Source organism: Acinetobacter tjernbergiae DSM 14971 = CIP 107465 (genome assembly GCF_000374425.1).
GTDB lineage: Bacteria > Pseudomonadota > Gammaproteobacteria > Pseudomonadales > Moraxellaceae > Acinetobacter > Acinetobacter tjernbergiae.
Genome location: NZ_KB894363.1, coordinates 71,990 through 85,573 on the forward strand (window position 1 = coordinate 71,990; position 13,584 = coordinate 85,573).

Sequence of the window (13,584 nt, forward strand, 5' to 3'; positions counted from 1 at the left end):
TTAAGCCTCAGGAGCTTCTTTCGCAGCTTCTTCGCCTTTAGCTTGTGCATTCGCTTGTGATTGAGCGTATTCTTTACCAGCAAGAATCGCATCAGCCATAGCTGAAGCATACAAAGTAACTGCACGGATCGCATCGTCGTTACCCGGAATAACGTAATCAACGTTGTCTGGGTTAGAGTTTGTATCAACGATACCAATTACAGGAATACCTAAGTTTTTCGCTTCTTTGATTGCAATCGCTTCGTGATCAACGTCGATTACAAATAATGCGTCAGGTAAACCACCCATGTTCTTAACGCCGCCTAAAGCACGTTCAAGTTTATCCATCTCACGAGTACGCTCTAAAGCTTCACGTTTAGTAAGCTTAGCAAAAGTACCATCTTGAGATTGAGTTTGAAGATCTTTTAAACGGTTGATAGATTGGCGAAGTGTTTTCCAGTTCGTCAACATACCACCTAACCAGCGGTGATCTACATATGGCTGACCAGCGCGTTGAGCTTGTTCACGGATGATGTTAGAAGCAGCACGTTTCGTACCAACGAACAATACTTTGTTCTTTTTGCTTGCAAGATTGTTAACAAAGTTCAAAGCATCATTTAACGCAGGAACAGTGTGCTCAAGGTTGATGATGTGAATTTTGTTACGCGCGCCGAAAATATATTGACGCATTTTGGGATTCCAAAAACGAGTTTGGTGACCAAAGTGTGCGCCTGCTTGAAGAAGGTCGCGCATGCTTACGTTGTAATCTGCCATTTTCTTTACCTTAAAGTTTGGGTTAGGCCTCCATATATCCGCATTCTCCACCTATTGCTAGGCACCCAGAGTAATGTGTCGATATATGTGCGGATTTTTTACGACTATTTATTATCAAATATCTTCGTAAAAGATATTCACGAAAAGCATTTGATAAAATAGGCGGCTATTTATACCATAGACACTTGCAAATTACCAAAAGTTTTTAGAGATCATGAACACGACTTATACAGCTCCTCGTCGATTAATCAAAACGCCCGAAGAAATTGAAAAGATGCGTGTTGCAGGGAAACTGGCTGCTGAAATTTTAGACATGATTAAGCCGTACATTAAAGCGGGCGTGAATACATTAGAACTCGATACAATCTGCCGTAATCATATTGAAAATGTACAACAAGCAATTCCAGCCTGTGTCGGTTATGGTGCTGCCCCAGGTCGCCCTGCGTTCCAACATTCGATTTGTACTTCAGTTAACCATGTGGTTTGTCACGGTATTCCTTCTGACAATAAAGTTTTAAAAAATGGTGATATTTTAAATATTGATGTAACTGTGATTAAAGATGGTTATCACGGTGATACCAATATGATGTATATCGTAGGTGGTGAAACTTCCATTCTTGCAAACCGTTTATGCCAAGTGGCACAAGAAGCCATGTATCGCGGTATGGCAACCGTAAAAGATGGTTCATATCTTGGTGATGTTGGATATGCGATTCAGCAATATGTTGAGTCGGAACGTTTTAGCGTTGTACGTGAATACTGCGGGCATGGTATTGGTAATGTATTCCATGATGAACCCCAAGTCCTACACTATGGCCAAAAAGGTACTGGAATGCGTTTAGAAGCTGGTATGACTTTCACCATTGAACCCATGGTGAATGCTGGTGTATGGCAAACCAAATTACTAGGTGATAAATGGACTGTCGTCACCAAAGACCATAAGTTATCAGCGCAATACGAACATACGATTTTAGTGACTAAAACAGGCATCGAAGTGTTAACTGCTCGTCCTGAAGAAGATTTATCTCGTTTTGTGTAATTTATTATCCCTTTGATTTTGTAAAAAAGCGACTTCGGTCGCTTTTTTACTGGTTCACAATTCGTCAATCAATTTATCTAAACTCAACAAAAAGCTTTATAAGCACAACAATTATAAATCCTAACTAAACAAACTCTTTAGTAAAAACCTTTTACTTTGGTGGGTATAAAAGTTTTTATAAATCGGACATGGAGTCCTTGCATCATGAAAAAGCATATTTTTTGTACGACTGTTGGCATTGTCGCATTTATACCAACCTTGAGTTTTGCTAACTCACCTTATTTTAGTCTAAAAGATGGAGATGGCTTTAAACGCTTTTCAGTTTCAGCAGGTTGGTTACATGCCATGCCACAAGGTTCTGCAAATCCTATTAATATCAATACGACTGTAGCTGAGGGAACACAATCTAAAGTAGGTGATGTATCTAAACAAGCCGTACTAGATGCAGCAGTCAAAGATTCCAATCCTATCGTTTACGGTGCCATTAATTTATGGCCAACCGATACTGTATCTGGACTTGCAACAGGTACAGCTACCATTAAAGGATTATCCAACTGGCAAAGCCAAGGTACAGGTTTAGAAGCGGACAATGTAGATACCGTCGGTATTATGGCGAATTATCACTTTACTGATAATTTGTCTCTAGAGATTAAGGCAGGAATTCCTCCAAAAGTTGATATTAAAGGAAAAGGTGACATATATGCACCATTGAGTGGATCAGCAAGTACTATTTTAGGTGATATTGACTTAAAACAGGATCTTCATATCACTGATTTGAATCAAGGTGCTAGAGCAGCAACAGCACGTGCTTGGTTACCTGCTGTAGAACTACATTATCAATTTGGTAAATCAGGCGTGAATAAGTTCCGTCCTTATATTGGTGCAGGTGTGATGTATGCCTATTTCAATGATTTAAAAATGAATTCAGGGATTGAGTCAGATTTAATTAAAGCAGGTCACATGATCCAAAACATCCATGATGGTAAAGCAGGTGCTGCTTTAGATGGTAAAACTTCATCTGCTGACCCAGTAGTCAAACTTAAAGCAACTGATACTTTTGCACCTATCGTGACTTTAGGTGCAACTTATGACTTTAAACCGAATTGGTTTGCTGTTGGGTCAATCTCTTATTCTAAAATGAATAATGAAGCTCAAATTTATGTGACTGACCGCAATAGTGGCAAAGAACTCATTCGAGCGAATACTAAAATTGATATTGACCCCTTAATTACCTATCTAGGCGTTGGTTATCGTTTTTAAATAACAGAAAAAACAGCTTCGGCTGTTTTTATTGATCGCCACCTTTTAAACCACTCAGCATGAAAATCATGCACCAATTACAATCAATATTCGAATTATAGGCTAGCATAAATTTTAATATTCCATATGAGCTTCTCTGATAAATGCATACACATTCAAAATAAAACAAAATAAATTATATTAAACAATCAAAATCATTAATATAAATTAACTATTTAATAAAAAAAATTTATTGGCACAACATTTGCTTAATACCCTACATGATGAATCAACGACGATTCACAAAAAATTTGCTGACGGCCAATGATGTCCGTTCTGTTCGGTTTGTTTATGCAGAAAGACTGCTTAACAAAAATATATTACGTTCAGTTCAGGGGAAGGTTATGTCTTCAAAAATGAATCTAAATGCTAAGAAAGCAACTGAAATAAAATTATTCAGCTTTTCAACACCTGCTATGCGCGCCTTCCATATGACTTGGCTCGCATTCTTTGTCTGCTTCTTCGCGTGGTTTGCCTGTGCACCATTGATGCCTGTGATCAAAGGCGAATTTAATCTCACCAAAGATCAGATCGCAAACATCAATATTGCCGCAGTGGCCATTACAATTCTTATTCGTCTGATTGTCGGTCCATTATGTGATAAGTATGGTCCTCGTAAAACTTATACAGCACTCTTGATCCTAGGTAGTATTCCTGTTTTTGGTGTTGCTGCTGCAAATACCTACGAATCTTTCCTATTCTTCCGTCTCTTAATCGGTGCAATTGGCGCAAGCTTCGTTATTACGCAATACCATACGAGTGTCATGTTTGCACCAAACGTTGTCGGTACAGCAAATGCTGCCGCAGCTGGTTGGGGTAATGCTGGTGGTGGTGCAACACAAGCAATTATGCCATTAATCTTAGGTGCAATTGTGATGTTTGGTGTTGAACAAGCAATGGGTTGGAGAATTGCCCTACTTGTACCTGGTGTAATGATGCTGATCGTTGGCGTATTATATTGGAAATTCACACAAGACTGCCCTCAAGGTGATTTTAAAGAATTACGTGCGAATGGCGTAGAAGTTGGTAGTGGTAAGAAAGGTGGTGTTGCTATCTTGATGCAAGCTGCTCGTAACTATCGTGTTTGGATTCTATTTGTTTCTTATGCTGCATGTTTTGGTATTGAAATTTTCATTCACAACGTTGCTGCAATGTATTATGTAGATCACTTCAATATGGGACTTAAAGAAGCTGGTTTAACTGCTGGTATCTTTGGTCTACTTGCATTATTCGCTCGTGCTTTAGGTGGGATTATTTCTGATAAAGTTGCTGTTTCAAAAGGTTTAGACGGTCGTACCAAAATCTTATTCATCCTGATTTTATGTGAAGGTTTATTCCTTATGCTATTTTCACAAATGAATGTGATTAGCCTTGCAATCATCAGCATGACCGTTTTTGCACTCTTTACACACATGGCATGTGGTGCAACCTATGCGCTCGTTCCATTTATTGACCGTAATGCATTAGGTGGTGTTGCAGGCATCATTGGTGCGGGTGGTAATGTCGGTGCAGTTGCCGCAGGCTTCCTTCTTAAAGGTCTACTGGATGTCCAAACTTGTCTTATGATTCTAGGTGGACTCGTTACGGTTGCAGCCTTCAGTGTTATCCTCATCCGCTTCTCTGTAGAACATAAAGCTAAAGAACAACAATTGTTTGAACAAGCCATTCTAGAACGCAACTCTGTCGCTTAATCGTAATTCAGTGTGGGATGCTCATCCCACACAACACGCTCTAATACTTTCATACTTAAACGATATTTTTCAGGGGTCTCAATATGAAATTGAATCTTCTTAGCCTTGCTATGCTCAGCCTTTTATCAACAGCTACATTTGCCGCAGATGATTTTCTAACCAAAACTAAATTTTCTCTAGATAGTCGCCTACGTTATGAGCTGGTTGACCAAGATAATCAACTTAAAAATGCTGATGCTTGGACATTAAGACTTCGCCCTTCCCTCGAAACTGGCACATGGCATGGTTTAAGTGCATTTGTACAAGGAGAAGGCACCGTTGAAATAAATGATAATTTCAACAGTACACGTAATGCTGAAACAAACTATAGCACTGTGACTGATCCTGAAAATCTACAATTGAATCAAGCTTATTTAAAATACGTATATAGCCCAAAATTTGATTTAAACGTTGGTCGTCAAGTTATCAATTTAGATAACCAACGCTTTGTGGGGTCAGTAGCTTGGCGCCAAAACGATCAAACCTTTGATGCGATTAGTCTAAATATCAAGCCTTACGCAAAATTTGGTTTGTATTATGCATATATTGATCAAGTCAACACCATTTTTGGTAGTGACGATCCAAAACCGAAATTTGTCCGAGCTCAAGATGGTAAACAAGACAGTCAAATCCACTTGATTCAAGCTAAAGTTAACTATAGCCCTCTGTTAAATTCAACATTTTATGGTTATTTGATGGATTTCGAAGATTTAGCTGCTTGGTCAAATCAAACTTACGGCTTACGTTTAACTGGGAAGAAAAACAATTTTAGATACGTTGCTGAATATGCAAAACAAAGTGAATATGCTGACCAACCTACAAACTACGATGCAGATTACTATGCGCTAGAATTAGGTTATGGCATTACAGACAAAGGATCTGCACTAGGCGAAATTGCACTAGGCTATGAAGTGCTCGGCAGTGATGCAGGAAAAATTGCATTTCAAACACCATTAGCGACCAAACATAAGTTCAATGGATGGGCTGATTTATTCCTGACAACTCCAGTGAATGGCTTGACCGACTTATACATTTCATCAAATTTTAATGTATTTGGTAAAGGTAAATTAAGCACTGAACTACATCAATATCGCAGCGATGTAAAAAATATGGACTATGGTCAAGAATTTTCAGTCTCTTATTCTCATGCATTACCTGTGAAAGGTTTGTCTGCTTTAGCAAAATTCTCAGATTATCAAGCTGAAGAATTTTCAGTAGACACTCAAAAGTTATGGTTCCAAGTTGATTATAAATATTAACTTAGAGGTTCTGTAATCGAATCATCAAAAAACTGTCATCAAACTATCAAATTTCGATGGTTTAATAAAAAATAAAAAAGTCCAAAAATTGCAAAAAGCTTGCTGATCGACCTTTATCAGCAAGCTTTTTTCTTTTCCTAAATAAAAAGGCTACGTTCTAAGTAGCCTTTTATATTCAAATTGAATCACAAGATCATATTAGTCTTGATGCTTAGGTAATGGAATGTATTGCGATTGCGCATTCTGCTGCACTTTACGCTCACCCACTTTGACTTGTACCGTCTGCTGCTTACCACCACGCTCAACTACGACATTAATCATGCTTTGCGGTGCTTGTAATGCAACATAGTTGATCAAATGTGAAGCTGAAGTTATTTGTTCATTATTGACTTGAATGATTTTATCACCACGCTTTACGCCTGCAACATCGGCTGGACCATCACGCAATACATCAGCAACAATTACACCAATCGGTTTCGCAGCTAATACATCATCTTCCACGGTATTTGGAATTAAACTAATCCCTAACCAACCACGGACAACACGACCATCTTTCAAAATTGAGTTTAAAACTTGCTGACAGATTTTTGCAGGAATCGCAAACCCAATCCCAAGTGAACCACCCGATTGAGAAAAAATTGCAGTATTCACGCCGATTAAATTACCCGCAACATCAATCAATGCACCACCAGAGTTACCCGGATTAATTGCTGCATCCGTTTGGATAAAGTCTTCATAAGTATTGATTCCTAAATCTGAACGACCTGTCGCAGAAATAATTCCTTGTGTTACCGTTTGCCCAACACCAAAGGGATTACCAATTGCAAGTACAACATCACCGACTTCATTACCACTGAGTTTAAATGGTAAAACAGGAAGTTTATCTAGCTCAATTTTAATCACAGCCAAATCCGTATCTGGATCTGTACCAATCACTTTTGCTTCAGCACGACGACCATCGTGCAATGCCACCACAATATGTTCAGCCTGCGCAATCACATGGTTATTTGTTAAAATATAACCATCTGCACGCACAATCACACCTGAACCTAAACTGTTTTCATTTTGAGGCTGTTGAGGGGCTTGATTACCAAAAAACTCACGAAATACAGGATCACTCAACAAAGGATGATTCATCTGTTTCACTTTCTGAGTGGTAAAAATATTCACAACCGCAGGTGCAGCAACTTTTACGGCAGCACTATAGGAAACAACGCCACCTGTTCGAGTTGTATCAATGAGAGGTTCAACTTTCTCAGCAGGCATTTTGACACCATCAGCAGCAACTGTTGGTTGCGGTCGATGTGATTTCTGCCAAGCCAGAAAACTAAATATAACAACAACGAGTAAAACCCAAGGTAACCATGTAAATGCACGGCGCACGTTTATTATCCTCTAGACAAAATTATGTTATGAGCAAACTTATTTATTGAAGAACAACAACTTTAATCTATTGTAAAGTAAATTAGTTTAGATCTATGTAAAAGTTAAAAAAGTTTTGTCTAGCTTTAGTTACTTTTAAAAATATGTTTTTATTAACTTGAATCTATAAATGTCATTCAGTTGAGGAATCGCATGGCAAATTTGCATGATATTGTGCAATGGTGTAATCAAACTTTAAAAGCAAATGAATTTAAAGACTACGCACCAAATGGCTTACAAATTGAAGGCACGTCAGAAATCAAAAAAATAGTCTGTGCCGTCACCGCATCTGAGGATGCAATCGATGCAGCAATCGCTCAGCAAGCAGATGTTTTGCTTGTGCATCATGGCTATTTTTGGAAAGGCGAACCCTACCCAATCACGGGCATGCGTGGCAATCGCATCAAAAAACTAATCCAACATAATATTTCATTGATCGCCTACCATTTACCTTTAGATGCACACCCAGTACTCGGAAATAATGCAGCGATTGCTGATTTAATTGGTTTAAAAAACTTAGAAGCATTAGATTCATCTGAAAAATATCCGATTGGAAACATTGCTTATTTAGAACATGCACTTAGCCCTGAACAATTTAAAACAAAGTTACAGACTATTTTTGATTTTAATGTGGTTCATTTACCAAGTGACAAACCCCAAATCAAAAAAGTAGGGTTTTGTACGGGAGGTGCTCAAGATTTTATCAATAAAGCCGCACAAGAAAATTGTGATGCTTATATTTCAGGTGAAGTCAGTGAACGTACTTTTTATGAAGCTAAAGAACTTGGTGTTCATTATTTTGCCTGTGGTCATCACGCAACTGAACGCTATGGCGTACAACGTTTAGCACAAGCGATTGCTGATCAATTTGCTGTAGAAACTATCTATTTTGAGTTGAATAATCCAATTTAATAGAATTGATGAATCCGATTTTATTTATCGTTTTTAATTCAGCCTTTATTGTATATCGTTCTTTAAAAGACCGCCCTATTATCTTTGGAATCATTTACAATAGAGCCACTTAACGTAAAACCCAGCAATTGCAAGGATTGGAACATGACAACCATTACTTTACCTGCACTTCCGTATGGCTATGATGATCTAGCGCCACACATCACTCGCGAAACTTTAGAATACCATCACGACAAACACCACAACACTTATGTTGTTAACTTGAATAACTTAATCAAGGGTACTGACCTTGAAGGTAAATCTTTAGAAGAAATCATCAAAGCTTCTGCTGGTGATGCTTCTAAAGCAGGTATCTTTAACAATGCTGCACAAGTATGGAACCACACTTTCTACTGGAACAGTATGAAACAAAATGGTGGCGGTCAACCTACTGGCGCGATTGCAGCTAAAATTGAAGAAGCATTCGGTAGCTATGAAAAATTCGTAGAAGAATTCACTGCTGCTGCAATCACTCAATTCGGTTCAGGTTGGGCTTGGTTAGTTGCTGACGAAGTAAATGGTAAATTATCAATTACTAAAACTGCAAATGCAGATACGCCACTTGCTCACGGTCAAGTTGCAGTATTAACAATTGACGTTTGGGAACATGCTTACTACATCGACTTCCGTAACTTACGTCCAAAATACATCGCAACTTTCTTAGAAAGCTTAGTGAACTGGGACTATGCAAATGCAAAACTTGCAGGTCAACCAGCAGGTGTTGAGAAATAATTTTTATTTCTTGAATAAAAACTGCCCACTTTGGGCAGTTTTTTTATATATAAAAAATTAAAAGCATATTTATCAAGCAAACAATTCATTTTATTTATTATTCTTATTGACGCATTAGTTTTTCATGCCTAAAATGCGCATCAGATTCTCCAATAGCTCAGTCGGTAGAGCGACGGACTGTTAATCCGCAGGTCCCTGGTTCGAGCCCAGGTTGGAGAGCCAATCTACTATTCTTCCATAGCTCAGTCGGTAGAGCGACGGACTGTTAATCCGCAGGTCCCTGGTTCGAGCCCAGGTGGAAGAGCCAAGATTCTAAAAAGCCTATATCACGATGATATAGGCTTTTTTCTTTCTAGAAATCCGCTCTTAAACCATATATAAAACACACCAAAACCATATAAACGATGATAAAAAGTACAATTAAATCAATATTTAAATTTTTTCTTACGAATCACTTGACCAAAACTATCTACATGCATAGAATGCTACCCAGATTCTCCAATAGCTCAGTCGGTAGAGCGACGGACTGTTAATCCGCAGGTCCCTGGTTCGAGCCCAGGTTGGAGAGCCAAATTCTAAAAACCCACTCAATTAGAGTGGGTTTTTTATTCATACTTTGATAAGAATATGTTTGAATCCAATCCATTTATCTTCTTACTTATTGGGATCGTTAGTACACTGCTACTCCTAATAAGCTGCATACGCCCTTTTCTCCCGCAACAGAAGTTTTTCGCCCGTCCAGTCATTACATCTTTTGAATCTAGAATGTTCATAAGGCTGCAACAGGCTTTTCCACATTATCACATACTCGCCCAAGTTGCCTTCAGCGCACTAATTACCAGCGATCACTACAAAATCCGTAGTCAGTTCAATCGTAAAGTTACTGATTTTGTAGTCTTAGACCAAGAAATGAAAGTATTAGCCATTATTGAGCTCGATGACCCAAGTCATTTTGGCAAAGAGTTGGAAGACAAAAAACGAGATCAAATGCTGCAAGAAGCGGGATATCAAGTGCAGCGTTACACTCAGATTCCATCTATAAAACAATTACAGATGGATATCCGATAAAAAAACAAGCGTTAAATTATTCAGCTTTTGCTGCTTGTTCAGCAATTTTCTGCTGCTCAAACTTCTTAGCAATCTCAGCATGTTGCTGATCATATTTTTTCTTCGTTTCCGCATCACTTTTGGCTGCTAGAAATGCCATGCCTATAATAAAGATTGGGATCAGAAGCCCCAGACTCATTAATAACCACGGTATCGGCTTCTTTTCAGCAGGTTGTTGGCTCATCGGTAATTCAGACTCGGAAACTCTCAATAATGCGACAATATAACAAAAAAGAGCCTCTTTTAAGAGACTCTCATATTAAAACTCAGATTAGAGTTTTTAAATCAGCTTAAAACTTACCCGTACATTGTGGATTTTGACTGGCGTCTTTCTGTGCATCAGTCAGTACAATCCCCGTACCTGCTGACATATACTTTTGAATGAAGTCGACAGCTTTGGCATTTCTACAAATGATCGCCTGTGTATGCGTTGCATTCGGCACAATATCCAACTGATAGCCTTGATCATAATCTGCCTGTGGGAAGAATTTTAAAGCATTGTCTTTCATATTCTTAACTAAAAGTTGCGTAACTGCTGGTAATACCGCTTGATCTTTCTCACCCTGAATAAGTAAAGTCGGGGTTTTAATTACTTTTTCTTTAGTCGCATTAGTTGCAGGCTGAGTTGCAGCTAAGAAATTTTGAACAACAGCATCTGCTTTAAATTTAGTGAGATCAATACCAAACTGTGTAATTTGATGTGTAGGATCTGCCAAGAAAGCTAAAATCCCTGCTTTAAATTTCTCTTGCAACCCATTTGCACTATCTGGAGCTGGGTAACTTAAACATGCTCCATCATCACCTGTACGACCATATGCAAATTCAGCAATATCAGCTGCACCTGATGTAAAGATGGTTTTGAAATCATAGTTTGGTTGCTGCGCCTTAATTCCTGCACTAGCCAAAGCAGCATAAGCCAACAATTCGGCATAGCCATCTGCAATTTCATCAATTTTTGCCTGACCTTGAGCTGGTGTGAGTATATTATTCGCTACTGCATAACGTACTTGCTGTAAGGCCTCATCCAACTTACTTAAAGACTTAGGTTTCCCACTAGCATCAAGATTAAATTGTGGGTCAATATAAATCTGAATAATTGTACCCAAGCTTGATGCAGGAGCACCCGCTACTGCGCCTTTATAACTAATATCCGCATTCGCAAATTCAGCTGTACCTAATGAAGCATGTCCACCTTGTGATTGACCAATTGACATCCAATCACCTTTCAGCTGATTGCCATAATGGTCTTTTACTGCTTTTACCGCAGCTAGTGCCGATTTTGCTTCACTACTTAAATTAAGGTATGGATGAACACCTGGTGTACCTAAGCCCTCATAATCAGGTGCAATCACAACGTAACCAGCCGCCAATAGAGTATCAGCAAGGATTCTAAAACGAGGATTAATCACATTTTTGCTTGGTGCGCAACCATCACCCACCCCAACAGTTCCATGTTCCCACACAACAACACGATAACCATCTACAGGTTTAGCAACTTTAGGAAAAAGCACCATCGCTGTTGCAGTTGCTGTTCGCTCTTGAATATTTGCCATGTTATACGCCATTACTTTAATTGAGGCAGCATTATTAACCGTATCAATTGCATAATTGCTTTCATATAAATACGTTTTGCTCGAATCCACTCCAGTGTAATCATCATTAGTGTCATTACATGCTGTTAAGAATAGTGCAGAAATTGAGAACGTGATTGCCAAACCGATTTTTGACCGTTTCATAAAACATCCTTTTCGTCTTTGTCTTATTTTTGTGCATGAAACCACATGCTATATTATTAAGGCATAAAAAAAGTGCCCTGCATAGGACACTTTTCAACTAATTGGTCATATTAAGATATTAATTCCAAAAAGATTCCAACAAAAATTATCATTCCAATCCATCTATTGTGACGAAATGCCCAAAAACAGATTTTCGGATCACGATCTTTGGTTTTGACTGCTTGATAAATAAAATCCCCCGCAACAATCAATAATGCGACCAATCCAAATGGTATTAACAGATTTTCTAAATATAATGCGCTACCAATTAGCCCCATACTTAATATCTGAAGTAAAGCAATAATTTGAAGATCATAGCGACCAAATAAAATTGCGGTAGATTTCACACCAATTTTCAAATCATATTCACGGTCAGTGATTGCATATTGCGTATCATATGCAACTGTCCATGCTAGATTTCCAAAATATAGAAGCCAACAAGTGACATCTGGTGTTTGCCCAACTGCTGTATATGCCATTGGAATTGACCAAGAAAAAGCAGCACCTAAAAATACTTGTGGTAAATTGGTATAGCGTTTCATAAATGGATAAATAAACGCTAAAAATAATGCACCAAATGACCAGTAAAACGTTTCAATCGGTAGAAAAAATAAAAGACAAGCACTTGCTGCAACTAAAGCTAGAAAAACAAAAACAGCCTCTCTCGCCCGAATGACACCTGTAGCTAATGGACGGTTCTTAGTACGCTCAACGTGAGCATCCACTTTCCGATCTGCAAAATCATTAATCGCACAACCTGCTGCACGCATAAAAATGACACCCAAAATCATAATAAACAGAATCTTAAAATCTGGTGTGCCTTTTGAAGCAATCCACAAAGCCCACATTGTTGGCCAGAATACCAGTTCTGTACCAATCGGCTTATCAAAACGGCAAAGATAATAGTAGGCTTCTAAACGTTGTCGCCATGTTGTGTGCTGCACTGTTTCCATGATGAATCCTTAGAGTCAATGCGATCGAATAAACTGTTCAAATGCAGGCAAGAACGTTTCTTGCACAATGAATTTACAACCATGCCAAGTATAACAACTCTGCCGTGTCCAACCTTCTTCAAGATAAATCACACGTCGTTCACATGCAGGATTAGTCCGTTGAAACAAAAACCAACCAATTGGCTTATTACGAATATGACGGAATAATCGTGCTTTTTTCTGCAAACTTAGAATAGGAAAAATACTTTTTGCTTTGACCCATGCCTGTGTTTCACTACCATAAAGATTGGTTTCTCGCACCCATGCAATATGATGTGTTGGCATGTTCATCCATTTACTATCAGTGAAAGTTAAACGTCGGTATTGTTCTTGAATACGTTCAACATGAAATTCACCGCAGCCTAAATCAGTCAATTGCTGTGTAAGCGAACCAGATGCATACAACCATTTTTTTAATTCAACAGGAATCTCTTCCCCTTTTATTCTGTTTGGTCGTAAATTTCGCATGCTCGGCTCACTAAAAACATCGCGATTAGTTTACAGTAATTTTTTAATAAAAAGCAC

The 13,584-nt window shown here is 38.4% G+C and carries 13 protein-coding genes and 3 tRNA genes; 10 read left to right on the forward strand and 6 right to left on the reverse strand.

The genetic code is table 11. From position 1 onward, the window contains the following. Nucleotides 1–753 carry a 30S ribosomal protein S2 gene (gene rpsB / locus C502_RS0109660; RefSeq protein ID WP_018678625.1) on the reverse strand — a complete coding sequence of 251 codons (753 nt, stop codon included), beginning with the start codon at nucleotides 751–753 and terminating at the stop codon, nucleotides 1–3. A 214-nt stretch (nucleotides 754–967) separates the two neighbouring features. Here rpsB and map point away from each other — a divergent pair, with 214 nt between their 5' ends. From map to C502_RS0109680, 4 genes are all read left to right on the forward strand, one after another. Beyond that, on the forward strand, nucleotides 968–1,792 hold the full coding sequence (map, locus tag C502_RS0109665; protein ID WP_018678626.1) for a type I methionyl aminopeptidase: 825 nt from the start codon (nucleotides 968–970) through the stop codon (nucleotides 1,790–1,792). Nucleotides 1,793–1,996: 204 nt separating this feature from the next. Next, nucleotides 1,997–3,052 (forward strand): OmpW/AlkL family protein, encoded by a 1,056-nt coding sequence (locus C502_RS0109670; RefSeq protein WP_018678627.1) that lies wholly within the window; start codon nucleotides 1,997–1,999, stop codon nucleotides 3,050–3,052. Between the two features lie 383 nt (nucleotides 3,053–3,435). Then, nucleotides 3,436–4,782 (forward strand): MFS transporter, encoded by a 1,347-nt coding sequence (locus C502_RS0109675; RefSeq protein WP_018678628.1) that lies wholly within the window; start codon nucleotides 3,436–3,438, stop codon nucleotides 4,780–4,782. A gap of 83 nt (nucleotides 4,783–4,865) precedes the next feature. Then, the gene (locus C502_RS0109680; RefSeq protein ID WP_018678629.1) at nucleotides 4,866–6,080 is read left to right on the forward strand and encodes an alginate export family protein; all 1,215 of its coding nucleotides are present in this window, start codon (nucleotides 4,866–4,868) and stop codon (nucleotides 6,078–6,080) included. A gap of 198 nt (nucleotides 6,081–6,278) precedes the next feature. Here the strand turns inward: C502_RS0109680 and C502_RS0109685 are convergent, their stop codons facing one another. After that, nucleotides 6,279–7,463, reverse strand: a complete 1,185-nt coding sequence (locus C502_RS0109685; protein WP_018678630.1) for a trypsin-like peptidase domain-containing protein — start codon at nucleotides 7,461–7,463, stop codon at nucleotides 6,279–6,281. 192 nt (nucleotides 7,464–7,655) lie between these two features. Here C502_RS0109685 and C502_RS0109690 point away from each other — a divergent pair, with 192 nt between their 5' ends. The 6 genes from C502_RS0109690 (at nucleotide 7,656) to C502_RS0109715 (ending at nucleotide 10,253) form a co-directional block, all read left to right on the forward strand. Then, nucleotides 7,656–8,414, forward strand: a complete 759-nt coding sequence (locus C502_RS0109690; protein ID WP_018678631.1) for a Nif3-like dinuclear metal center hexameric protein — start codon at nucleotides 7,656–7,658, stop codon at nucleotides 8,412–8,414. 144 nt (nucleotides 8,415–8,558) lie between these two features. Further along, the gene (locus C502_RS0109695; RefSeq protein ID WP_018678632.1) at nucleotides 8,559–9,185 is read left to right on the forward strand and encodes a superoxide dismutase; all 627 of its coding nucleotides are present in this window, start codon (nucleotides 8,559–8,561) and stop codon (nucleotides 9,183–9,185) included. 146 nt (nucleotides 9,186–9,331) lie between these two features. Further along, nucleotides 9,332–9,407: transfer RNA gene (locus C502_RS0109700), tRNA-Asn, on the forward strand. Between the two features lie 9 nt (nucleotides 9,408–9,416). Further along, nucleotides 9,417–9,492: transfer RNA gene (locus C502_RS0109705), tRNA-Asn, on the forward strand. 188 nt (nucleotides 9,493–9,680) lie between these two features. Next, a tRNA-Asn gene (locus tag C502_RS0109710) sits at nucleotides 9,681–9,756 on the forward strand. A 56-nt stretch (nucleotides 9,757–9,812) separates the two neighbouring features. Next, entirely contained in the window at nucleotides 9,813–10,253 is a 441-nt protein-coding gene (locus tag C502_RS0109715) for a DUF2726 domain-containing protein (RefSeq protein ID WP_018678633.1), read from the forward strand. Nucleotides 10,254–10,269: 16 nt separating this feature from the next. On the opposite strand, the gene C502_RS0109720 is transcribed toward C502_RS0109715, so the two are convergent. The 4 genes from C502_RS0109720 to C502_RS0109735 all read right to left on the reverse strand — a co-directional run bounded on the left by C502_RS0109720 (nucleotide 10,270) and on the right by C502_RS0109735 (nucleotide 13,527). Then, nucleotides 10,270–10,476, reverse strand: coding sequence for a hypothetical protein (locus tag C502_RS0109720; RefSeq protein ID WP_018678634.1), 207 nt, complete (start codon nucleotides 10,474–10,476; stop codon nucleotides 10,270–10,272). Between the two features lie 106 nt (nucleotides 10,477–10,582). Continuing rightward, a complete protein-coding gene (locus C502_RS0109725; RefSeq protein ID WP_018678635.1) occupies nucleotides 10,583–12,028 on the reverse strand; it encodes an alpha/beta hydrolase family protein in 1,446 nt (481 codons plus the stop codon). 110 nt (nucleotides 12,029–12,138) lie between these two features. Beyond that, nucleotides 12,139–13,020, reverse strand: a complete 882-nt coding sequence (gene ubiA, locus C502_RS0109730; RefSeq protein WP_018678636.1) for a 4-hydroxybenzoate octaprenyltransferase — start codon at nucleotides 13,018–13,020, stop codon at nucleotides 12,139–12,141. A gap of 15 nt (nucleotides 13,021–13,035) precedes the next feature. Beyond that, on the reverse strand, nucleotides 13,036–13,527 hold the full coding sequence (locus tag C502_RS0109735) for a chorismate--pyruvate lyase family protein (RefSeq protein WP_018678637.1): 492 nt from the start codon (nucleotides 13,525–13,527) through the stop codon (nucleotides 13,036–13,038). Between the last annotated feature and the right edge of the window lie 57 nt (nucleotides 13,528–13,584).

Bases quoted from the DNA above. Each gene is read 5' to 3' on its own strand.
- rpsB (WP_018678625.1), bottom strand. From the start codon at position 753: ATGGCAGATTACAACGTAAGCATGCGCGACCTTCTTCAAGCAGGCGCA.
- map (WP_018678626.1), top strand. From the start codon at position 968: ATGAACACGACTTATACAGCTCCTCGTCGATTAATCAAAACGCCCGAA.
- C502_RS0109670 (WP_018678627.1), top strand. From the start codon at position 1,997: ATGAAAAAGCATATTTTTTGTACGACTGTTGGCATTGTCGCATTTATA.
- C502_RS0109675 (WP_018678628.1), top strand. From the start codon at position 3,436: ATGTCTTCAAAAATGAATCTAAATGCTAAGAAAGCAACTGAAATAAAA.
- C502_RS0109680 (WP_018678629.1), top strand. From the start codon at position 4,866: ATGAAATTGAATCTTCTTAGCCTTGCTATGCTCAGCCTTTTATCAACA.
- C502_RS0109690 (WP_018678631.1), top strand. From the start codon at position 7,656: ATGGCAAATTTGCATGATATTGTGCAATGGTGTAATCAAACTTTAAAA.
- C502_RS0109695 (WP_018678632.1), top strand. From the start codon at position 8,559: ATGACAACCATTACTTTACCTGCACTTCCGTATGGCTATGATGATCTA.
- C502_RS0109715 (WP_018678633.1), top strand. From the start codon at position 9,813: ATGTTTGAATCCAATCCATTTATCTTCTTACTTATTGGGATCGTTAGT.
- C502_RS0109720 (WP_018678634.1), bottom strand. From the start codon at position 10,476: ATGAGCCAACAACCTGCTGAAAAGAAGCCGATACCGTGGTTATTAATG.
- C502_RS0109725 (WP_018678635.1), bottom strand. From the start codon at position 12,028: ATGAAACGGTCAAAAATCGGTTTGGCAATCACGTTCTCAATTTCTGCA.
- ubiA (WP_018678636.1), bottom strand. From the start codon at position 13,020: ATGGAAACAGTGCAGCACACAACATGGCGACAACGTTTAGAAGCCTAC.
- C502_RS0109735 (WP_018678637.1), bottom strand. From the start codon at position 13,527: ATGCGAAATTTACGACCAAACAGAATAAAAGGGGAAGAGATTCCTGTT.